The 20,073-nt window shown below is 63.0% G+C and carries 20 protein-coding genes; 8 read left to right on the top strand and 12 right to left on the bottom strand.

The genetic code is table 11. The annotated features are described in order from the left end of the window. The first annotated feature begins 8 nt into the window (after positions 1–8). The 6 genes from B0G77_RS16205 (at position 9) to atzF (ending at position 8,649) form a co-directional block, all read left to right on the top strand. On the top strand, positions 9–824 hold the full coding sequence (locus B0G77_RS16205) for an ABC transporter permease (RefSeq protein ID WP_133663031.1): 816 nt from the start codon (positions 9–11) through the stop codon (positions 822–824). Next, positions 821–1,612, top strand: coding sequence for an ABC transporter ATP-binding protein (locus tag B0G77_RS16200; RefSeq protein ID WP_133663030.1), 792 nt, complete (start codon positions 821–823; stop codon positions 1,610–1,612). Before B0G77_RS16205 ends, B0G77_RS16200 begins: the two co-directional genes overlap by 4 nt. Before the next feature lie 12 nt (positions 1,613–1,624). Then, positions 1,625–2,329: an urea amidolyase associated protein UAAP1 gene (locus tag B0G77_RS16195; protein WP_133663029.1), complete on the top strand. Its 705-nt coding sequence runs from the start codon at positions 1,625–1,627 to the stop codon at positions 2,327–2,329. 14 nt (positions 2,330–2,343) lie between these two features. Then, positions 2,344–2,985 carry an urea amidolyase associated protein UAAP2 gene (locus tag B0G77_RS16190; protein WP_133663028.1) on the top strand — a complete coding sequence of 214 codons (642 nt, stop codon included), beginning with the start codon at positions 2,344–2,346 and terminating at the stop codon, positions 2,983–2,985. A gap of 195 nt (positions 2,986–3,180) precedes the next feature. Beyond that, a complete protein-coding gene (uca, locus tag B0G77_RS16185; RefSeq protein WP_133663027.1) occupies positions 3,181–6,804 on the top strand; it encodes an urea carboxylase in 3,624 nt (1,207 codons plus the stop codon). Between the two features lie 45 nt (positions 6,805–6,849). After that, positions 6,850–8,649 (top strand): allophanate hydrolase, encoded by a 1,800-nt coding sequence (gene atzF, locus B0G77_RS16180; RefSeq protein ID WP_133663026.1) that lies wholly within the window; start codon positions 6,850–6,852, stop codon positions 8,647–8,649. A 28-nt stretch (positions 8,650–8,677) separates the two neighbouring features. On the opposite strand, the gene B0G77_RS16175 is transcribed toward atzF, so the two are convergent. Further along, a complete protein-coding gene (locus B0G77_RS16175; RefSeq protein ID WP_133663025.1) occupies positions 8,678–9,118 on the bottom strand; it encodes an SET domain-containing protein-lysine N-methyltransferase in 441 nt (146 codons plus the stop codon). 395 nt (positions 9,119–9,513) lie between these two features. Here B0G77_RS16175 and B0G77_RS16170 point away from each other — a divergent pair, with 395 nt between their 5' ends. Beyond that, positions 9,514–9,900, top strand: coding sequence for a DUF488 family protein (locus B0G77_RS16170; protein ID WP_133663024.1), 387 nt, complete (start codon positions 9,514–9,516; stop codon positions 9,898–9,900). An 11-nt stretch (positions 9,901–9,911) separates the two neighbouring features. On the opposite strand, the gene B0G77_RS16165 is transcribed toward B0G77_RS16170, so the two are convergent. The 10 genes from B0G77_RS16165 to B0G77_RS16125 form a co-directional block, all read right to left on the bottom strand. After that, positions 9,912–10,664, bottom strand: a complete 753-nt coding sequence (locus B0G77_RS16165; protein WP_133663023.1) for a YoaK family protein — start codon at positions 10,662–10,664, stop codon at positions 9,912–9,914. A 161-nt stretch (positions 10,665–10,825) separates the two neighbouring features. Then, positions 10,826–11,275, bottom strand: a complete 450-nt coding sequence (gene cynS / locus B0G77_RS16160) for a cyanase (protein ID WP_133663022.1) — start codon at positions 11,273–11,275, stop codon at positions 10,826–10,828. 93 nt (positions 11,276–11,368) lie between these two features. Then, entirely contained in the window at positions 11,369–12,226 is an 858-nt protein-coding gene (locus B0G77_RS16155; protein ID WP_133663021.1) for a GNAT family N-acetyltransferase, read from the bottom strand. A gap of 78 nt (positions 12,227–12,304) precedes the next feature. Next, positions 12,305–12,463, bottom strand: coding sequence for a hypothetical protein (locus B0G77_RS43220; RefSeq protein WP_166656162.1), 159 nt, complete (start codon positions 12,461–12,463; stop codon positions 12,305–12,307). Between the two features lie 137 nt (positions 12,464–12,600). Continuing rightward, the gene (locus tag B0G77_RS16150) at positions 12,601–12,846 is read right to left on the bottom strand and encodes a hypothetical protein (protein WP_133663020.1); all 246 of its coding nucleotides are present in this window, start codon (positions 12,844–12,846) and stop codon (positions 12,601–12,603) included. Positions 12,847–13,109: 263 nt separating this feature from the next. After that, entirely contained in the window at positions 13,110–13,340 is a 231-nt protein-coding gene (locus tag B0G77_RS16145; RefSeq protein WP_133663019.1) for a hypothetical protein, read from the bottom strand. A gap of 296 nt (positions 13,341–13,636) precedes the next feature. After that, the gene (locus tag B0G77_RS16140) at positions 13,637–13,891 is read right to left on the bottom strand and encodes a DUF1488 domain-containing protein (RefSeq protein ID WP_133663018.1); all 255 of its coding nucleotides are present in this window, start codon (positions 13,889–13,891) and stop codon (positions 13,637–13,639) included. 210 nt (positions 13,892–14,101) lie between these two features. Next, entirely contained in the window at positions 14,102–14,944 is an 843-nt protein-coding gene (locus B0G77_RS16135; protein WP_243751016.1) for an alpha/beta hydrolase, read from the bottom strand. Positions 14,945–15,189: 245 nt separating this feature from the next. Further along, the gene (locus tag B0G77_RS16130; protein ID WP_133663017.1) at positions 15,190–15,675 is read right to left on the bottom strand and encodes an SRPBCC family protein; all 486 of its coding nucleotides are present in this window, start codon (positions 15,673–15,675) and stop codon (positions 15,190–15,192) included. 395 nt (positions 15,676–16,070) lie between these two features. Beyond that, positions 16,071–16,934 (bottom strand): NmrA family NAD(P)-binding protein, encoded by an 864-nt coding sequence (locus tag B0G77_RS16125; RefSeq protein ID WP_133663016.1) that lies wholly within the window; start codon positions 16,932–16,934, stop codon positions 16,071–16,073. 384 nt (positions 16,935–17,318) lie between these two features. Here B0G77_RS16125 and B0G77_RS16120 point away from each other — a divergent pair, with 384 nt between their 5' ends. Then, the gene (locus tag B0G77_RS16120) at positions 17,319–18,287 is read left to right on the top strand and encodes a glycosyltransferase family 2 protein (protein ID WP_133663015.1); all 969 of its coding nucleotides are present in this window, start codon (positions 17,319–17,321) and stop codon (positions 18,285–18,287) included. A gap of 43 nt (positions 18,288–18,330) precedes the next feature. Here B0G77_RS16120 and B0G77_RS16115 read toward each other — a convergent pair whose 3' ends face one another. Next, entirely contained in the window at positions 18,331–19,626 is a 1,296-nt protein-coding gene (locus B0G77_RS16115) for an MFS family transporter (protein WP_133663014.1), read from the bottom strand. Positions 19,627–20,073: the final 447 nt, after the last annotated feature.

Below are 20,073 nucleotides of genomic sequence, written 5' to 3'. Positions count from 1 at the left end.
AGTCCGACATGCGACTCATCAACCGACATCCAGGACGCAGCGGCGCGCTAATGCTGCTGCTCATGCCGTTCATCGTGCTGGTCGCGGTGTACTTCACGGGATCGTCGCTGCGCCTCGCGGCGAACCCTGAGGACAAGCTGCTGCCGAGCGCGACGCAAATGAGCGACGCGGTCAGACAGTTCGCCTTCACCGAGGACCGGCGTACCGGCGAGTATCTGCTGTGGGCAGACACGGCGTCGAGCCTGCGGCGCCTTGGCATCGGTCTTGTGGTCAGCGCGGCGATCGCCCTCGTGGCGGGCATCCTGACGGGCAGCATTCCGCTCGTCACGGCGACGCTCTCTCCGTTCATCACGGTAATCTCGATGATCCCGCCGCTCGCCGTGCTGCCGATCCTCTTCATCGTGTTCGGGCTGGACGAACTGTCGAAGGTCGTGCTGATCGTCATCGGCATCACGCCGATGATGATCCGCGATCTTCAGCAGCGCGCCCGCGAAATTCCGAACGAGCTGTGGGTGAAGGCGCAGACACTCGGCGCCACCAGCTGGACGCTGATGCTGCGCGTGATCGTGCCGCAACTGTTGCCGCGGCTCCTCGTCGCGTTGCGGCTGTCGCTGTGCTCTGCGTGGCTCTTCCTGATCGCCGCCGAAGCGATCGCATCGACGGACGGCCTCGGCTATCGCATCTTCCTCGTGCGCCGCTATCTCGCCATGGACGTGATCCTGCCTTACGTGATGTGGATCACGCTGCTCGCCTGGCTGATGGACGAAGCGTTGCGGCGCCTCACGAAATGGGCGTTCCCGTGGTACGGCGGAGGCTCACGATGATCGAAGTCCGTAACGTCTGGAAAGAGTACGGCGAACAGGTCGTGCTGGAGCGGATCAATCTGACGATCGGGCAAGGTGAATTCTGTTCGATGGTGGGCGCCTCGGGATGCGGCAAGTCGACGTTCCTGCGCCTGCTGCTCGGCCAGGAACGCGCGACGCGCGGCGAGATCCGGCTCGACGGCGAGCCGTTGCCCGGTGAACCGGATGCACATCGCGGCGTGGTGTTTCAACGCTATTCGGTGTTCGAGCATCTGAGCGTCATGCGCAACGTGCTGCTCGGGCTCGAACTGCCGCAGGCGATATTCACCGGGCGTCTCTTCGGCGCGCGGCGTCGCGCAGCGCAGGACGAAGCCGTGTCGATGCTCGAGCGTATGGGTCTTGGCGCCGCGCTCGACAAGTACCCGCATCAACTGTCCGGCGGCATGCAGCAACGTCTCGCGATTGCGCAGGCGCTGGTGATGAAGCCGCGCGTGCTCCTGCTCGACGAGCCGTTCGGCGCGCTCGATCCAGGCATTCGCCGGGACATGCACGACCTGCTGCTCACGCTGTGGCGCGAAACGGGCCTGACGATTTTCATGGTGACGCACGATCTGAAGGAAGGCTTCGCGCTCGGCAGCCGCGTGCTGGTATTCGACAAGGTGCGCGTCGATCCGCACGCGCCGCAGGCTTACGGTGCGCGCATCACGTACAACATTCCACTCGACCACAGCCGCGACTCGATATCGTCCCTTCACATGGCGCAGGCCGTGGTGGAAGGCGCATCGCGTGCCGATGTGATTCCGGCTTAAGGGAAACGCAACATGGATTATCTACTGGAAGAAACGGTTCCCGGCGGCGGTCATACGTCGCTCATTGTCAAGCGTGGGCAATCGCTGCGGATCACCGATCTGCGCGGCGGCGCCAACGTGAGCGTGATGATGGTCAACGCCGCGGAGACAAGCGAACGCCTCAATCTGCCCGATACGCTCAAGTGCCAGCACACTGCAAAACTCACGGCGGGTCACTGCCTGTACTCCGACATGGGCCGGGTGCTCGCAGCCGTCGTTGCGGACACGTGCGGCTGGCATGACACGCTCACCGGCGTCTCGAACGCAGACGAAGTGCGGCAGAAATTCGGCAGCGGCCGCTATCAGGAATTGCGCAACGCGTTCTTCCGCAACGGCACCGACAACCTGCTCGTCGAACTCGGCAAATGGGGCCTCGGCCTCGCCGATCTGTTGATGACGCTGAACCTGTTCAGCCGTGTCGATGTCACCGACGCCGGCGCGCTCAGCTTCGTGCCGGACAATTCGAAGGCGGGCGACTACGTCGAGCTGTACGCGCCAATGCACACGCTTGTCGTACTGACGGCGATCCAGCATCCGCTCGACCCGAATCCGGAATACGCGCCGAAGCCCGTCAAGCTCACGCTGGCCGCCGCCGATCCGCAGGTCGCCGAACTCTGCCGCACGTCGTGCGACGAAAACGTCCGCGGCTTCATCAACACTGAACGCTTCTTTCTTTGACCGGAGCACGCCAGATGACGACAACGCTCATCGAAAGCACCAGGAATCCCGCCGATGCGATCTATCGCGAAACGCTGGCGGCGGGCGAACCGTGGCTCAAGGAAGTCAAGGCCGGCCAGACGCTGCGCATCCACGACCTGGAAGGCAACCAGGCCGTCGACACGCTCTTCTACAGCCTCGCCGACCCGCGCGAACGCTACGACGCGCAACGCACGTTGCGCCGTCAGCAAAGCCTGTATCTGACGACCGGCACGGTGCTGTATTCGAACCTCGGCAACCCGATGCTGACCATCGTCGCCGATACGTGCGGGCGTCACGATACGCTCGGCGGAGCCTGCGCACAGGAGAGCAACACCGTGCGCTATGCGCTCGAAAAGCGCTACATGCATAGCTGCCGCGACAACTACCTGCGCGCCTGTGCCCACGACGGCCGCCTGTCGAAGCGCGACATCAATGCGAACGTCAACTTCTTCATGAACGTGCCGGTGACGGCGACCGGCGGCCTGACGTTCGAAGACGGAATTTCGGCGCCCGGCAAATACGTCGAGATGCGTGCGGAAATGGATGTGATCGTGCTGATCTCGAACTGTCCGCAACTGAACAACCCCTGCAACGCCTACAACCCGACGCCCGCGGAGCTGCTGATATGGAACTGAAGACCGTACGCGACTGGATCTACGAGGTGCTGCGGGTTCGCGCGGAACGCTATTTCCCGATTCACCGCGCCGCAACCTCGCCTGTGCAGACAAAACACTAAACGCCAGACAGCTTCATTGCTAACACGCCGTGGACGACCACGGCATGCATGCTCACGTGGCGGGACGGCCCGCCCATGCCTTACACGTCCTCTCATGTTCGAGAAAGTCCTCATTGCCAATCGCGGCGCGATTGCCTGCCGCATCCTGCGCACGCTGCGCGAACTCGATATAGCGGGCATCGCGGTGTACAGCGAAGCCGACCGCGCGAGCCGGCACGTCACAGAAGCCTTTGCGGCGCACGGTCTGGGTGAAGGCGCGGCCGGCGCGACCTATCTCGACGTCGGCAAGATCCTCGACGTCGCGCGTGCCGAACGCGTGCAGGCGATTCATCCGGGCTACGGCTTCCTGTCGGAGAACGCCGACTTCGCGCAGGCGTGCGAAGCAGCCGGCATCGCGTTCATCGGACCGACACCCGGGCAGTTACGGGCTTTCGGGCTCAAGCACACCGCGCGCTCGATCGCCGCGACGCAGGGCGTGCCGATGCTGGAGGGCACTGGTCTGCTCGACGACATTGCCGCGGCACTGGAGGCGGCAGAACGCATCGGCTACCCGGTGATGCTGAAAAGCACGGCAGGAGGCGGCGGCATCGGCATGCGCGTGTGCCGCTCGGTCGATGAACTGATGTCGCAGTTCGACGTCGTGAAGCGCCTTGGTCAGAACAACTTCAGCGACGCGGGCGTGTTTCTCGAAAAGTACATCGAGCGTGCGCGTCACCTCGAAGTGCAGGTCTTCGGCGACGGCAAAGGTGACGCCATCGCGCTGGGCGTGCGCGACTGCTCCGTGCAACGGCGCAACCAGAAGGTGCTGGAGGAGACGCCCGCACCGAACCTGCCCGACGGCATGGCCGACGCGCTTTGCGCCGCGGCGATCCGGCTGGCGAAGGCCGTCGGCTACCGCTCGGCGGGAACCGTCGAGTTCGTCTACGACAGCCTCGCCGAGCGCTTCTATTTCCTCGAAGTGAACACGCGTCTGCAGGTCGAGCATGGTGTGACGGAACAGGTCTGGGGTGTCGATCTCGTGCGCTGGATGATCGAACTCGCAGCCGGTACGCTGGCGCCGCTCGATACGCTCATGGGCGACCTGCGGCCCTCTGGCCACGCGATCCAGGCGCGCCTCTACGCCGAAGATCCGGGCCGCGAATTCAAGCCGAGCCCGGGCCTGCTGACGGACGTTGCATTCCCCGCTGCCGATGGCCGCACACTGCGTATCGATACGTGGATCGAAGCCGGCTGCGAGGTGCCGCCCTACTTCGATCCGATGCTGGCGAAACTGATCGCCTGGTCGCCGACGCGCGATGAAGCGCGCCACGCGCTCGGTGCGGCGCTTGGCGCGACGCGCTTGTACGGCGTCGAGACGAATCGCGACTATCTGCGCCAAATACTCGACGACACGCCATTTGCGAGCGGCGAGCCGTGGACGCGTTGCCTCGAAGGTCTCCGCTATCACGCCACCACGTTCGAAGTGTTGAGCGGCGGCACGCAGACGACGGTCCAGGATTATCCGGGGCGGCTCGGATACTGGGCAGTAGGCATTCCGCCGTCAGGTCCGATGGACGACCGCGCGTTGCGGCTCGGCAATCGCCTGCTCGACAACGACGCGTCCGCTGCCGCGCTCGAGATCACCATGAGTGGCCCGACGCTGCGCTTCAATACCGATGCGGTCGTCGCCATCACAGGTGCGGCGCTGCCTGTCACGATCGACGACATCCCCCAGCCGCTCCACACCGCGCTCTACATCGCGGCCGGCGCGACGCTCGCGCTCGGCACGATTCGCGGCGCGGGCGCGCGCGCGTATCTGTGCGTGCGCGGCGGACTCGACGTTGCACAGTATCTCGGCAGCCGAAGCACATTCACGCTGGGACAGTTCGGCGGGCATGGCGGCCGCGCGCTGCGTGCCGGCGATGTACTGCACCTTCAGCCACTCACTGACCGTGCAGCGGGCGCAGCACTGCCCGCCCAACTCACGCCGCAACCGCAGGACGTGCGCGTGCTGCGGGTGATCTACGGCCCGCATGGCGCACCGGAATATTTCAGTACGGCGTACATCGACCGCTTTCTTGCGACCGAATGGGAGATCCATTTCAACTCGAGCCGCACCGGCGTGCGCCTGATCGGTCCGAAACCGGAATGGACGCGTCAGGACGGCGGCGAAGCGGGCCTGCATCCGTCGAACATTCACGACAATCCGTATGCGGTGGGTGCGATCGACTTTACCGGCGACATGCCGGTGATTCTGGGCCCCGATGGCCCCAGCCTCGGCGGCTTCGTCTGTCCGGTCACGATCATCGAGGCGGACCTCTGGCAGATCGGCCAGCTGAAGGCCGGCGACAAGGTGCGCTTCGTGCCCGTCGATATCGACACGGCCCGTGCCGCCGCCCGGGCCCGCCACGTCGAAACGGCCATGCTCGAAGCACAGACAGACGCAGCGCCGGTCGACGCCTCGCGCATCGGCGCAACGCCTGCGCTCGTGTCGCCGATCGTGCTGGACATCGGCTCGGATCGCGAGCGGCTCGTCGCGCGCCTGTCCGGCGATACGCACCTGCTGCTCGAAATCGGCCCGGCCGAACTCGATCTCGTGCTGCGGTTTCGCGGCCATGCGCTGATGCAATCGCTTGAGGCGCTCGACATTGAAGGTGTGATCGACCTCACGCCCGGCATCCGCTCGCTGCAGATTCACTATCAGCCTGAACGTCTGCCGCTCGCCACCTTGCTCGCCACGGTCGAAAGCACCTGGCAGCGTGTCCTGCTACAACAGGATCTGCGCGTGCCGTCGCGCGTCGTGCACCTGCCGCTGTCATGGGACGACCCGGCCTGTCAGCTCGCCATCGACAAATACATGACCACGGTGCGCAAGGACGCGCCATGGTGCCCGAGCAATCTGGAATTCATCCGCCGCATCAACGATCTCGATTCGATCGACGCCGTGAAGAACATCGTCTTCGATGCAAGTTATCTCGTGATGGGGCTTGGTGATGTGTATCTCGGCGCGCCGGTTGCGACGCCGCTCGACCCGCGCCATCGCCTCGTGACGACCAAGTACAACCCGGCACGGACGTGGACCGCAGAGAACTCGGTGGGCATCGGCGGCGCCTATCTGTGCGTGTATGGGATGGAAGGTCCGGGCGGATACCAGTTCGTCGGACGCACGCTGCAGATGTGGAATCGCTTTCGTCAAACGGCGGACTTTGCGGGCCGCCCGTATCTGTTGCGCTTCTTCGACCAGATCCGCTTTTACGAAGTCCCGGCAGAGGAACTGCTGCAGATACGCGAGAACTTTCCGCTCGGGCGTTACCCGCTGCGAATCGAAGAAACCGAACTGTCGCTGGCCGACTATCAGGCCTTTCTCGAGCGCGAAGCCGACGACATCGACCAGTTCCGCACGCGGCAGCAGGCCGCGTTCCAGGCCGAACGGCAGCGCTGGCACGAGGCGGGCAGCGCCCTGGAAGCGCCGGAGCCGGCCCCTGCCGCCGACACCGACACGACGCCGCTGGAAGATCACCAGGTCGCAGTCGACAGTGAGCTCGCTGGCAATCTGTGGCAGGTCCACGTCAACCCCGGCACGACGGTCGTGGCGGGCGACGTGCTGCTCGTCATCGAATCAATGAAGATGGAGATCTCGGTCACTGCACCGTGCTCCGGCATCGTCGACGAGGTGTACGTCGCACCCGGTTCTCCGGTGCGGGCGGGACAGCGCGTCGTGGTGATCGGACGCGCGTGAGTCTTAAGCCCTTAAGCCATGAACAACTACTCTTCAGGATCCAGCATGTCTTCATTCGATCTCCGTCTGCACACGTTGCGCGCGGCGTACCGCGCAGGGACCACCACGCCGCGCCGTCTGATTGGCGGGTTGCGCGAGCGCGCGGCCGCGCTCGACGCGGACTATCACCTGTTCATTCATTTGCTGTCCGAGGCGGAACTCGAACCGTATCTCGCCGCGCTGGAAACACGCGATGTCGAATCGCTACCGCTCTTTGGCGTCCCGTTTGCGATCAAGGACAACATCGACCTCGCAGGCATACCGACAACTGCTGCATGCCCAGCCTTCGCGTACACGCCTGCTGAGTCCGCCACGCTTGTCGCCCAGTTGATTGCGCTCGGGGCGGTTCCACTTGGGAAAACCAATCTCGACCAGTTCGCCACCGGTCTGAACGGCACACGTTCGCCCTATGGCAGGTGCCGTAACAGTGTGCTGCCGGACTATCCGGCGGGCGGATCGAGTTCGGGGTCGTCGCTGGCCGTGGCGCTGGGTGTCGCGAGCTTCGCGCTCGGCACCGATACCGCAGGCTCCGGACGTGTGCCCGCCGCGTTGAACAACCTCGTGGGGCTGAAGGGCACGAAAGGTCTGCTGTCGACGGCGGGCGTCGTACCCGCGTGCCGCACGCTCGACTGCGTCACGTTCCTCACCGCAACCGCACGCGAAGCCAGCGAACTGCTTGCCCTGACCGCGCAACTGGACCCCGCCGATCCCTACAGCCGTGCCAATCCGCAATGGAACGACGCGACAGCGTTCGGCAAGGTCGCGTGCTTTCGTTTCGGCGTGCCGCGCATAGCCGAATTCGCCGGCTGCGAAGAAAGTCCGGTGTTGTTCGCACACACGCGAGCGACGCTCGAAGCGCTCGGCGGGGAGGCGGTCGAGATCGACTTCGCACCATTTATGGAAGCGGCAAAGCTGCTGTACGAAGGCCCCTGGGTCGCGGAACGCTACAGCGTGGCAGGCGAGCTGATAGAGACGCAACCGGAGGTGGTGCTCCCTGTGATCCGCGATGTGCTCGCGAAGGCGCCGAGCACCACCGCTGTCGACGCATTCCGCGCGCAATACCGTCTGCAGGCGCTGAAAAAAACCTGCGACGCCGTGCTCGATACGCTCGATTTCGTGCTGACGCCGTCCCTCCCGCGTCCGGTCACGCTAGACGAACTGGAGCGCGATCCGATCGGCGCGAATTCGCTGCTCGGCTATTACACGAACTTCATGAACCTGCTCGACTACGCTGCGCTCGCCGTGCCGGCCGGCTTCATGAAGAACGGCCTGCCTTGGGGCGTGACGCTCTTCGGCCGCGCATTCACCGACCAGTACCTGCTGAGTGTCGCGGATGGGTTTCAGCGAGCGCTCGAACTGCCGCTCGTCGGCGGCGGGTCATGCGATCTCGTCGCACCTGCCGGCAACGCAGGTCACGACCGGATGCGCCTTGTCGTGTGCGGCGCGCACCTTGAGGGCCTGCCGCTCAACGGCCAGTTGACGCGATGCGGCGCACGGCTCGTCGCTGCAACGACCACCGCACCGCACTACCGGCTCTACGCGTTGACGGGCGGCGGCGTTCCGCGTCCGGGCATGGCGCGTGTCAGTCAGGCGGGCGCAGCGGTTGCCGTCGAGGTATGGGAGTTGCCCAGTGCGGAAGTCGGTTCGTTTCTCGCTGGCATTCCCGCCCCGCTCGGTCTCGGCAAGATCGAGCTTGCGGATGGACGTTGGGAAACCGGCTTCATCTGCGAACAGCATGGCCTGCAGAATGCGCTCGACATCACCCAGACCGGCGGCTGGCGGGCGTGGCTCGCGGGCGCGGAATAAGTCGGTGGCGCGGCGCCTTCGGATACGCTCACACGACATCCCCGAGCATCGATGCCCGGCACCCGGCGCGTCCGCAATGGCACGCGTACTGCTGCCGCGTGGCGTCATCGATCTCTTCATCGACAACCAGCCGGTATTCGATAAAAAGTTCTTCGCCCGCTGCAATGTCCGTGGTGGTCTCGATGAAAACCCGTTCGCCGTCTTCCACCGTCTCGCAGTTTGCGTTGCACGCGTGATTCAGCCAGCGCGCGCTGTTGCCGCCTCGACTGCCGTCGATTACCCGCCCGTCGGACAGACCGAACAGGAATGTGTGCCCCTCGATACCGTAACGCTGATGACGGCGCACCGCCTCACGCCAGTTCATGCGTTCACCCTTGTATTCGAGCACGCGCTCGCCCGCCGCGAGCGGCCGCAGTGCGAATACCCCTTTCCCATGAACCGGCGATCGCCGGACAGTGACGCGTCTCATACCGTGCTCCCACGAACCATAGCTGGTGCTGAGTATAAGGCGGCAAATTCCTTTCCTCCACTGCTCTTCAGCGATGGCGGCATCGCATGTCACGAAGCGTGGGATCCGATGGCCGCTGTCGCGTGACAGGGCAGCCACGGCGCTTGCTGGCACCCGCCAGGCGAGTGGGTTTCTTCGCAGGCTCGACATGCTTGCCGATTTCTCCAGACTGAAGCATATTTGCATGCCGGTGCGTGTCGACCGAAGCGTCATGCCATCGCTGCACGACGATGGCATGACTGCGACGTTCAAGAAGCATGCCCCGCACACCTTATCGCCGCGAGCGTTCTGCGCGGACGTCCTGCGGGTTGACTGGCTCTGTCAGATAACAGGCGCTAAACCACCTGGATGGAAATATGAGCATCAGAATTGTTCAACTCGGATCGGCGCGAGCGTCGGACGAAGGTTTGCGAATCGGCACGGTTCGGCGGCCGCCGCGCGGCGTGCCCAAAACCGAGTTCAGTAGCCGGGACTATTACGATGTCTGGCTGCCCATGCTGTCGCCAAGCCTGGACCTGATGGCTCAGGCCAGGGCGGCGACCCGCCAGGCGGAATGGGACGGGTTCGTGCGGAAATTCCGCGCGGAGGTGAACAGCAGCGATGCCAGCAAGGTGCTGGATCTGCTGGCCGCGTTGTCGAAAACGACACACTTTTCCGTAGGCTGCTATTGCGAAGACGAGAGCCGATGCCATCGGGGGATTCTTCGCCAGTTGCTGAACGAGCGCGGTGCGCTGATCGCCTGAGTCTTCCGGGCTCAGGGACGACGCGGCCCTATCAGGTCATCGAACACGGGCACGATCGCCAGCACGACAAGCACGGCGGCAAGCGGCACCGTCACGATGAAGCCAACGTGCTTGAACCCGAACGCACCCGCGAGGCCGCCGCCCAGGAACATCGCCAGCAGGGAGCCAAGCAGACGAAGCCGCGCGCGGTCCGCAACGACATTCCCCGTGCCCGACGAAGCGTCGCCCCAGTTCCAGTACACGAGCTTGCCAAGCTCGATGCCGATATCGGTCACGAGACCGGTCACATGCGTCGTGCGAATCTCGGCCTTCGAAATTTTCGTGATCATGGCGTTCTGCAGGCCCATCACGAAACAAAGCAGCCCGACGGTCGCCGGCACGAAAAGCAGCCGGTGCCGCTCCAGATTCGAGCCAAGGAAACCGAAACAGAGGAGCAGGACCGCTTCGACCATAAAGGGTACGGCGTATTCGCTCTGCAACGCACGCCGCCGCCCCCAGTTGATCAGGATCGCCGACGTACCAGCGCCGGTCAGAAACGCGAGTATCGAACTGAGCCCCGCGATCACCAGCGCGACATCGCCGAGTGCGACATTGTCGGCGAGCGCCGACACGATTCCGGTCATATGGGACGTGTATTGACCCACCGCCAGAAAGCCGCCGGCATTCACCGCCCCCGCCACGAAGGCAAGCGAGCGGCCAAGACTGCGATTGCTCTCCTGGGTGCGCCCGGGACTCGTCAACGTTCGGAGATAGTGAATAGGCATTGCGGCTGTCTCAACGCGTGAAGGCTTTCGATAATCCATTGTAACCGCCGGGATTTCGTTGGCCGCGGCCCGCCGCTGTACGCAGCCATCCAGTCGATCAGGCGAGCGGGCGTTCCCGCTCGCCCACGACGTGTCCCCGCGATGCCTTCAGGTGGTACCGGTCAATAGCGCTTATACGGCAGAAACTTGCCGGACAGCACCACGTGGACGCGATCGCCCTTCGGATCGGGCTCACGCTGAATGTCCATCGAAAAATCGATGGCGCTCATGATGCCGTCGCCGAATTCTTCGTGGATCAGTTCCTTGATCGTCGTCCCATACACGCTGACGATCTCGTACCAGCGGTAGATCAGCGGATCGGTCGGCACGGCGTCCGGCAATGAGCCCTTGTACGGGACGATCTGCAGCCATGCGACCGCCTCATCCGGCAACCCGAACAGCTTGCCGACCGTTTCGGCCTGCGCCTTGTCGAAGGTCATCTGCCCGAGGCACGCGGCAGTCGTCCACTCCTTGCTCAGACCGACGGCGCTCGCCACGTCCGCCCATTTGACGCCGCGGGCCACTTTTGCGGCGACGATCATCTGCGTGACTTCATTCCGGCTCGAAATCATGTTTTCCTCCGTCTCAGGTAGCCTCTGGATACCGGACATGCTATCCGGTCAATATCCAGGCAACATCGGCGGGGAGCCGTAGAGGCGCTGTCTTCAGCCGAGCTCGAAGGACGTCACCCCGAACACCTGCCCGAGCGGCAGTGCCGGCGCCTCCTTCGTGTACATGCGGGCGGTTTCGAAGACGCGCGCCATCCCATGCCGCCCGGCCAGGGCGAGCGCGGCGGGATTGGTCTCCGGTACGTCGAGCGTCATCGTTTGCCCGGGAAACCGGGCGCAGAGCGCGCGCAGCAGTTCGTCCGCCACGAGTGCGTCGTCGGCGAAAAGCGGGCCGATCTTGCAGCCAGTTTGACAGCTGCGCAGCACGCCGTAGCCACGGATACGGCCGCCGCTCACGACCGCCAGCGCGGCACTCTCCGGCTGGCCGATCCACTGCGCGAGAAACCGTGCGCGTTCGCAGGAAAAGTGCAGGCTGTCGTATGCCACCAGTTGCTCGAACGGTAGCGCCGACACCTCTGAAACGTTGGCGCCGTCAGCGCCTGGCACCAGGCCCTGAAAGCGGATGTTGCGCCATGCAGGCTCAAAGCCCGATTTCCGGTAGTTCGCCTGCTGGGCCACGACGCCGTCGAGTCCGACATTGCGACTGCCGAGATACGCCATGCCGTGCTGCCAGATGCGCATGCCGAAGCCCATTGCGCGGAAGCCGGGGCGGACGATATAGAGACCGATGAAACCGAAACCGTCGTCATAGGCGACGGCAGACAGACACGCGACCGGCGCGCCCTGCCACTCGCCGATAAAAAAGCCGTTAGGATCCGCCGCCTGAAAGCATTGCGCGTCGTGCCGGCCCGGATTCCAGCCCTCGGCGGCGGCCCAGTCGAGCGCGAGCGCGACCTCGGCGGCCGTCATCGTGCGAACGTTGAAATTCCGCGCCAGATCCGGTGATTGACTCATCCTGTCACGAGGCCCCGCGCCCGGAAGGCCTGTTCTGCGTGACGCCTGTCGCAGGGACTTGCCATGCGGAGAGCGTCATCAGTGCCTGTGGTGCAACCAGTCGTGTGTGGGGTGCGTGTCGAGCCAGCGAAGCTGCCGCCCCCTGCGACGTTCGCGCCGATAGTGCTCTGCCACCAGAATCGCAGCGACGATCAGCACAATCACTCCCAGCCACAGTCCCGTCATCGACTCGGCCATCTCAACCTCCTTCGCCCAGCGGCGAGCATGCCTGTATTTTAGGCGATGCGTTCCCGGACGCAGACGCGCGAGTCCGTTCTTTTTCTTCTTAAAGTGCCCCATTACCGGGGGCTCATTTATCCGGCGCTCGCCGGACGTCAATCGTCGACTGGCACGTCGAACCGCGTCTTGCAGGCGGGACAACTGACCACATCGAAATTGCCCTCCGCGCGCAGGGGAACGAGCGGCTGTTCTTCGCCGGCAAGGTAGCAGACGGGGCACGGAGCGGCGTCCTGCGGTTTCAGCCGGTGCCAGCGGTCGACGAACCGCTGAACGTCGCCTGACGGCGTATCGTTCGCTTCGAGGTAGTCAAGAACGACGTGAAACAGAGCGGCCTTTTGCATCGAAGCCTCCGCGACAAGTTCGGGTCATCGTAGCACCTGTCCCCGGCCGTGACTGACGGTCTGGCAGACTCGCGCTGCGAGGGGCGCACGTGTATCCGGCGAAAGACCCAGCATCGTCGCAGGAATGATTGCGCGCCAGTTGCTGTTTCCCCGCACGGCCGTCTTGAGGAGCCGTGTCAAGGAACCTTCAGGCAGCACCGGATAACCGCCGCATCGGGGGCTATCCGGCCACAAGCCACGGGGAACACCGCTCAAGCCGGCGATCAACCCTCCCTGTACCAGATACGTATTCCCGAATACCAGTGGCTCACGCTGGTGTCGTCGCCCGTGCCGAAGGTTGACAGGCTTTCGACGTTCACGACATCGATGCTGTTTTCGCCGATCCAGGCATTCGCTCGTTCAACGAGCGCCGCGGCGTTTTCATAGGCGTTGCCTTTGATCAGGTGACGCTGCACAACCTGCCGCTCGAAATCCTTGAACGCGATCTTCGTCATGGGTGTCTCCTGAACGTTCGGGCGGTGGCGCCCTGATATCGCCAGTCTAACAACCAAACTGCGAGTTGCGTCACGACTGCGCCACCCATGGACACCCATGGACAACGACGGAATGATTCAATCCGCGAGGCGAACGAATTCTTGCGCGGCGCAACACGACGCGCAGGTTGACAGCTTAAGGGGCTAAAGCGAGGAAAAAGCGGGAAAGGACAACAGGAGAAAAACGATGCCGGGGATCTTGCAGAACTAAAACTGCGGCATGCAGCGCATCCCTCTCACAACCGCCAGCATGGCTTTCACGAGATTGTGTACCTGTTCTTCTGCGGACCACCTGAATAAACGCCCCGGGCCAGCAACAGCACGCGATCGTGATGAAGATCGAACGCCGCGAGCATGGACGATTCATCGGAAGCCATGCCGGGGCTCAGGTTCGACAGCACGGCTTCATCGACCTGGAAGGCAATTTCTCGCGAGTCGTCGTAGCCCCAGAACACGACGCAATGTCGGGAGGCATCGTAGCTACGGCTCGGATTCGGAAAGTTGAGTGACATACATTCATACTACTCCTGTTAAAGCGGGAGTTTGACGCCGGAGAAAAGCTCGCACTCCGCAAGCAGGTGGTCCTGAAGACGCTCGTCGCGCACCGCAGGATTCGGCGCGCGCAGATCATGTTGGAGATAACAAAGCGTCATCTTTCGCGCCATTCCATGACCTCCGCGCGCAAGGCCACGAACCCGCCACTGGTTTTGAACTACCCATACTCATGCGCGCACGAACTCGACCAGATCCTTGTTCAGTTGCTCTGCACGCGTCAGGTAGAGGCCATGACCTGCGCCTTCGTAGACCTTGAGTCTGGCGTTCGGAATCGACCTTGCTGTCGGTCGCCCGGTGAGTTCGAGCGGTGCCGACGCATCGCAATCGCCATGCACGATCAGCGCAGGCAACCGGATGTCAGCAAGTTCGTCACGGAAATCGGTCGTCGTCTGAATGCGATTGAGCTCGATGGCCGCTTGCAATGACGTCTGCAACATCATCGCTGACGTCCAGTCGATCGCCAGACGCGACGTGCCGGGGGCGAAATACGGTGCAGCGTTGGCTTCGATCCAGTCCGGAAACGACTTCGCAAGCGCCGCGCGCGTCTCTTCGAACACGTCTGCGTCGACGCCGTTCGGGTTGTCGGCTGTCTTCAGCAGAAACGGTGTAGCGGCGGGCGCCACGAACACGAGCCGCGCGATACGTCCGGCGTCATGCCGGCTGACGTAGCGCACGATTTCACCGCTTGCAAACGAGTGCGCGACCAGCGTGACGCCGCTTACGTCGAGCGTGTCCAGAACGCTCGCAAGATCGTCGGCAAGCGTGTCATAGTCATAGCCGCGGCCCGGATCGCTCGAGCGGCCATGCGCGCGCCGGTCGTAGGCGATGCAGCGAAAGCCCTGCCTCGCGAGCGGCTGCATCTGGTAGGCCCACATGTCGGCGTTGAGCGTCCAGCCCGACAGGAACACTAACGGCGTGCCGTCACCCCAGTCGCGGTAAAACAGGTGGACGTCGCCTGAAGTACGGATATAGCCCGGATCGGAGGCGGGCTGCATGTTCGGCTTGTGCATGAGGAACCTCCTGGTATCGTCGAAAAGGCGCTGCGGTATGGAAAATGTGCCGCACGCCGAAAGGCACGTCGATTACCTGTGAGGTAAAGAATGAGCAGCCGTATCCGCTGGATGGTCCGGTGATGCGTGATCCGGAAAACGCTGTTTCTTCGGATTCGGACACGAGGGGTTGTCAACAGAAGACGTGCTGCGTATTACGCGCAGTCTGCGCGCAGGCAATGAGGCGGCCGCGCGCCCAACATTTTTCAGCTCTGTTCGATGCTGATCAATCGCGCGTCAAGTACGCGAGCCAGTGAGATGCCGCCCTCACGCATCACTGCATCGTGATTCCACTGGAACACCGGCCGCGCGAGTGGCGCCAGCACGTTCATCCAGAGCCGGCTCGTGCGGACCTGCCAGTCGTAGCGGACGACTGTCGCGCGGCCTTCGCTGGAAAAGCGCCAGCGGCCCGTTCCTTCGACGTCGCCGCTCGCCTCGCCTTCCAGCGCGATCAGCGGCTCGACCCGCGTCACGCGCATGTCGAACACGATCCGGTACGGCAGTGCGCCCTTCCACGTATAACGATGCATCGCGCCGACGCCCTCGCCTGAACCCTGCGCAAGCTCGGCCACGCGTTCGACATTCTTCCACCACTCCGGCCAGCGAGCGGAATCGCGAATGACGGCCCAGACCGCCTGCACGGGCGCATCGATTCGCCATATCGTCGAGAACTGATATTCGACTGTGCGCACGATTGTTCTTCCCTCCCTGCGTCAGTTTCCGGTGTCGCGAAGGCGTCCGTGGCCCCCATCCGTCGATTCGCTGCGTATCAGATCGACATATTGCCCCGTAACGGCGCGGCTGTCGCTCGCCATCGGGTTTGAGCACCGATGACGACGCAACGAAAACCCCGGCCTGTGTATTCGGCCGGGCGGATCGGTTCCTCGCCCCTTACAGGCGTCCTCCGCAAATGATCGAGATTGACACGACGCGGCACTGCGTCTGCTGCCGGTAAGTCAGGACAAGCGATGGGAATAGCCAGTCGAAACAGGCTCCGAACGCACCGAAGCGCTCATGCATTCCGTCATGAGCGCTTCGGACGCCATCGGTTTCTTCAGGTGCCGCTGTACCGGCCGATGCAAGCCGCTCAATCCCGTTCGATCAACGATTGCAGGACCGTCCCTACCGTCACGGTTCCCTTTAGCGTTTCCGCCTGCGGGGCTTCGAACCCGATCCAGCCTTCGTTAAAGCCGTCGAGCATCTGCATGCGCGGCGTCGGATTCTTCATGCCTTGCGACATGAAGAGGGTTTCCCACGTATCGCGGGGCACCGGCTCCATCCGCACCGGCCGGCCAAGCAGATGGCTGAACGCCGCGGCGACGTCATTCGGGCTGACGCGCCACGGACCTTCCAGTTCGACGACCCGCCGCCCCTGCCATGCTTCGCGAAGCAGATCCGCCGCCACGCGGCCGATATCGCTGGTTGCCACCATCGGCACCGGTTTGTCGAGCGGCTGCAGAAAGCTCGGAATGACGCCGGTGGTACGCGCGGCTTCGACGTCCCATGCCGCGTTCTCGATGAACCAGCCTGCCCGCAGAAACGCGACCGGCATCGGCAGCGATCCCAGTTCCTGCTCCATGATCTGTAACTGCTGCAACAGATTCGTCTGTGTCGCCTGCGCGCCGATCGTCGACAGGCAGACCACTTTTTCCGGCCGCGCGCTTTCGAGCGCCGCGCGCAGCGCGGCAATTGTGCGGCGCGACTCGGGAAAGCCCGCAGATGGATCGAAGTTGGGCGGCAGCAGGATGAATACCCCTTTTGCACCCGCGAATGCGCAAGCCAGCGCGTCGGCATCATCCATCTCCGCAAGCGCGACTTCGCAACCTTGCTGCGCCCACGCCGCACCCTTTGCAGCGTTGCGCACCACTGCGCGAACGTCCTCTTCTGCCACCAGCAGACGACGCGCCACGACACCTCCAACCTGCCCCGTAATTCCGGTAATCACAAACATGTCTACCTCCCAATGAGCCGCGGTCATCACCGCACTGGAAAGCATTCTGTCGGTTGAGCGTCGTTTTCGCGATAGCATCCCCGTCATATCGTTGATGACGTCATGGCATTAATCCAGGCAAATAGAAACGGGCTTGAAACCTTCCGGCCCGCGTCCCGCATCGCGCCCTCCTGCGAGGCTTTCCGACAGCCCAGCGAACTCCTTCATGCCGTTCGCGGTGCGACGGATTCACGAAAACAGCTTCCGCCCCTTTAAAAGATCGCCTTTTTCTGCCGATTTATTGAGGATTTTTTTTGACTTTTTTTCGACTACCGTAACCAGTCACGGCGAGTAGTTCGTCATGTGGACGCGCTGCATTGACCCTCTACACTTAAGGCGGAAGCGATGACGACTCGAACAAAAGTCTCCATTTGTCTGCCGACGTGCAATCGCCCGGAACTCATCGTCGAGTGTCTGGAGTCATGCATTGCGCAGACGCACGCGAACATCGAAATCTTGATCGGTGATGATTCGAAGGACGATCGCACGCAGCAATTGATCGCGACACGCTATTCCAGCGAGCCGCGCATCCGGTACGTGAAAAATACGCCATCGCTCGGCCAGGCCCGCAATGTCGCGAGCCTCTTCGCACGTGCGACGGGCAGCAAGATACTGCTGATTCACGACGACGATTACCTCACCGTGGACGGTGTCGAACGTCTGGTGTCGCTATGGGATCGCCAGCCTGACCTGGAGGTTGCCTTTGCGAGGCAATATGAAGTCGATCTGGCGGGCCACGTCGACCGCGACGTGAGCGACCGGCTCAACGCCGACTTCTATCGCACGCAAAGTGCGGAAGGCCTGCAGGAGCCGCCGGGACGCACCGGCCTCATCCAGATGTTTCCGAATAACGGCTGGATGGCCAATGCTGACCTCGTGCGCCGGATCAACTACAAAGAGCAGTACGGGATGTGCTGCGACTATGTGTTCGGCGCTGAGTTATGTCTTGCGGCAAAGCGCGTCTACTACCTGAACGAATATGTATCGTTCTATCGCAAGACAGAGGTGTCGATTTCGACCGCCACGAAACGTTCGGTGAGCGCGGCTTCGGTGTCGGCCTACAGGTTCGTGCGCAACCTGCGCCTCGACCGCAAGCTCGAGCCCGCACGCAGGCTGGCCTTGCGTCGCATCGTGCCGATCGTCGTGTCGGTGTACTCCCGCAACAACGATCCCGTCAAAGGGCTGCGCATCGCACTACAGCACCCGTATGCTTACCGGTACGGCTTCAGCATGCGGCTCTACTACCACCTCCTGATGATTGCCCGCTCGATGCTCATGCCAGGTCGCCGGGCACCGGTCGCACAGTCGCGCTGACACCGTTGCGGCGCATGCGCGCCTGTGTCCTGCGCGTCGCGGCTTACGGCTCGTTGCGCAGGTAGCCTTCCTTACCCGGATCGCGCATGCGGAACGACACGAGGCCCGCGACCGCGCACAGTGCCGTCACGTACCAGTAGAACGTCGGCTCGCTGCCGGCCTGCTTGAGCCACAGCGCGACATATTCCGCCGAGCCGCCGAAGACCGCGTTCGCGAGCGCGTACGACAGGCCCACGCCAAGCGCACGCACTTCAGCGGGGAACATTTCCGCCTTGATCAGACCACTGATCGACGTGTAGAGGCTGACGATTGCGAGGGCAACCACGATGAGGCCGAATGCCGCGTACGGATTGGATATATCGCCCAGTGTATGCAGGAGCGGCACGGTGCCGATCGTGGCGAAGAGGCCGAACAGGATCATCGACGTGCGACGGCCGATACGGTCCGACAGCGCGCCGAATGCTGGCTGCATCATCATGTAGACGAAGAGCGCGGCCGTCATCACGGTGCTGGCCGTTTTGGCATGCATGCCGGCCGTGTTGACCAGGTACTTCTGCATGTACGTCGTGAACGTGTAGAAAATCAGCGAGCCGCCTGCCGTGAAGCCGAGCACCGTCGCGAACGCGGCCTTGTGCGCCCACAGGCCGCGAATCGTGCCCGCTTCCTTGCGCGCGCGGGTTTCGGCGGTGGTCGTCTCGTCGAGCGACCTGCGCAGGTACAGCGCCACGAGCGCCGCGAGCGCACCGACGACGAACGGAATGCGCCAGCCCCAGGCTTTCAGTTCCTCGGTGGAGAGGGTCTGCTGCAGGATCACGATGACGAGCAGCGCGCACAACTGCCCCCCGATCAGCGTGACGTACTGGAACGAAGCGAAGAAGCCGCGACGGCCCTTGAGCGCCACTTCACTCATATAGGTCGCGCTGGTGCCGTATTCGCCACCGACCGACAGCCCCTGAAACAGCCGCGCGACGAGCAGCATCGCGGGTGCCAGGGCGCCGATCCGTGCATAGGTTGGCAGCACGGCGATGACGAGCGAGCCCCCACACATCATGAAGACCGAGACCATCATGGCGAAGCGGCGGCCGCGCTTGTCGGCCAGCCGTCCGAAGAACCAGCCGCCGATCGGGCGCATCAGGAAGCCCGCGGCGAAGATGCCCGCCGTGTTGAGCAACTGCGTCGTGGTGTTGCCGCTTGGGAAGAACGCCGGCGCGAAATAGATTGCGCAGAAGGAATAAACGTAGAAGTCGAACCATTCGACGAGGTTGCCGGAGGACGCGCCTACGATCGCGAAAATGCGTCGGCGGGAGTCGTGTGGCTGGAGGATGGTCTGGTCGGTCATGCTGTTTGATGGTCCATGTTTTTGGTTTTCGCAGTTTGCTGTTTTGTGCCCGTGGTGCTCGGCGCGTGCAGTCGCGGATTTTAGCGGGTTGTAAGGTTGGATGGAGCGAAATTGTTTGTTTTCTGATTTCTGATTTTTGGGTTCTGTTCAGGGTTTTCCCTGGATTTGTGCTTTTTCCTCGCTGTGTGCTTCGCCTTGGCCATTCCTTGTTGTGCTTTTGGTTTAGCAGTGTCGTCCCTCAATCCGGGCCGGCAAGGTGGTCTTTTGATCCGGCTGGGAGACAGAACCACTCACTACGGGAACGGTCGTCGAAGCCGCGCCGTACCTCATGCACATGGGCACCCCGGTTGCGCTCCATGGGCACATGGCTGAATGTCCGAGGTGCGATCGCGTCCGTCCCACCTGGACGAACATAAACGCACGGTTCACCACGCATGCCAAATTTGG

It is taken from the genome of Paraburkholderia sp. BL10I2N1, assembly GCF_004361815.1.
Taxonomy (GTDB): Bacteria; Pseudomonadota; Gammaproteobacteria; order Burkholderiales; family Burkholderiaceae; genus Paraburkholderia.
Note: the sequence above shows the minus strand (reverse complement) of the source record. Positions and strands in the feature narration are given on the sequence as shown.

Bases quoted from the DNA above. Each gene is read 5' to 3' on its own strand.
- uca (WP_133663027.1), top strand. From the start codon at position 3,181: ATGTTCGAGAAAGTCCTCATTGCCAATCGCGGCGCGATTGCCTGCCGC.
- B0G77_RS16150 (WP_133663020.1), bottom strand. From the start codon at position 12,846: ATGCAAAAGGCCGCTCTGTTTCACGTCGTTCTTGACTACCTCGAAGCG.
- B0G77_RS16135 (WP_243751016.1), bottom strand. From the start codon at position 14,944: ATGCACAAGCCGAACATGCAGCCCGCCTCCGATCCGGGCTATATCCGT.
- B0G77_RS16120 (WP_133663015.1), top strand. From the start codon at position 17,319: ATGACGACTCGAACAAAAGTCTCCATTTGTCTGCCGACGTGCAATCGC.
- B0G77_RS16165 (WP_133663023.1), bottom strand. From the start codon at position 10,664: ATGCCTATTCACTATCTCCGAACGTTGACGAGTCCCGGGCGCACCCAG.
- B0G77_RS16190 (WP_133663028.1), top strand. From the start codon at position 2,344: ATGACGACAACGCTCATCGAAAGCACCAGGAATCCCGCCGATGCGATC.
- B0G77_RS16195 (WP_133663029.1), top strand. From the start codon at position 1,625: ATGGATTATCTACTGGAAGAAACGGTTCCCGGCGGCGGTCATACGTCG.
- B0G77_RS16170 (WP_133663024.1), top strand. From the start codon at position 9,514: ATGAGCATCAGAATTGTTCAACTCGGATCGGCGCGAGCGTCGGACGAA.
- B0G77_RS16205 (WP_133663031.1), top strand. From the start codon at position 9: ATGCGACTCATCAACCGACATCCAGGACGCAGCGGCGCGCTAATGCTG.
- B0G77_RS16200 (WP_133663030.1), top strand. From the start codon at position 821: ATGATCGAAGTCCGTAACGTCTGGAAAGAGTACGGCGAACAGGTCGTG.
- B0G77_RS43220 (WP_166656162.1), bottom strand. From the start codon at position 12,463: ATGGCCGAGTCGATGACGGGACTGTGGCTGGGAGTGATTGTGCTGATC.
- B0G77_RS16140 (WP_133663018.1), bottom strand. From the start codon at position 13,891: ATGTCACTCAACTTTCCGAATCCGAGCCGTAGCTACGATGCCTCCCGA.
- B0G77_RS16115 (WP_133663014.1), bottom strand. From the start codon at position 19,626: ATGACCGACCAGACCATCCTCCAGCCACACGACTCCCGCCGACGCATT.
- cynS (WP_133663022.1), bottom strand. From the start codon at position 11,275: ATGATTTCGAGCCGGAATGAAGTCACGCAGATGATCGTCGCCGCAAAA.
- B0G77_RS16145 (WP_133663019.1), bottom strand. From the start codon at position 13,340: ATGACGAAGATCGCGTTCAAGGATTTCGAGCGGCAGGTTGTGCAGCGT.
- B0G77_RS16155 (WP_133663021.1), bottom strand. From the start codon at position 12,226: ATGAGTCAATCACCGGATCTGGCGCGGAATTTCAACGTTCGCACGATG.
- B0G77_RS16175 (WP_133663025.1), bottom strand. From the start codon at position 9,118: ATGAGACGCGTCACTGTCCGGCGATCGCCGGTTCATGGGAAAGGGGTA.
- atzF (WP_133663026.1), top strand. From the start codon at position 6,850: ATGTCTTCATTCGATCTCCGTCTGCACACGTTGCGCGCGGCGTACCGC.
- B0G77_RS16125 (WP_133663016.1), bottom strand. From the start codon at position 16,934: ATGTTTGTGATTACCGGAATTACGGGGCAGGTTGGAGGTGTCGTGGCG.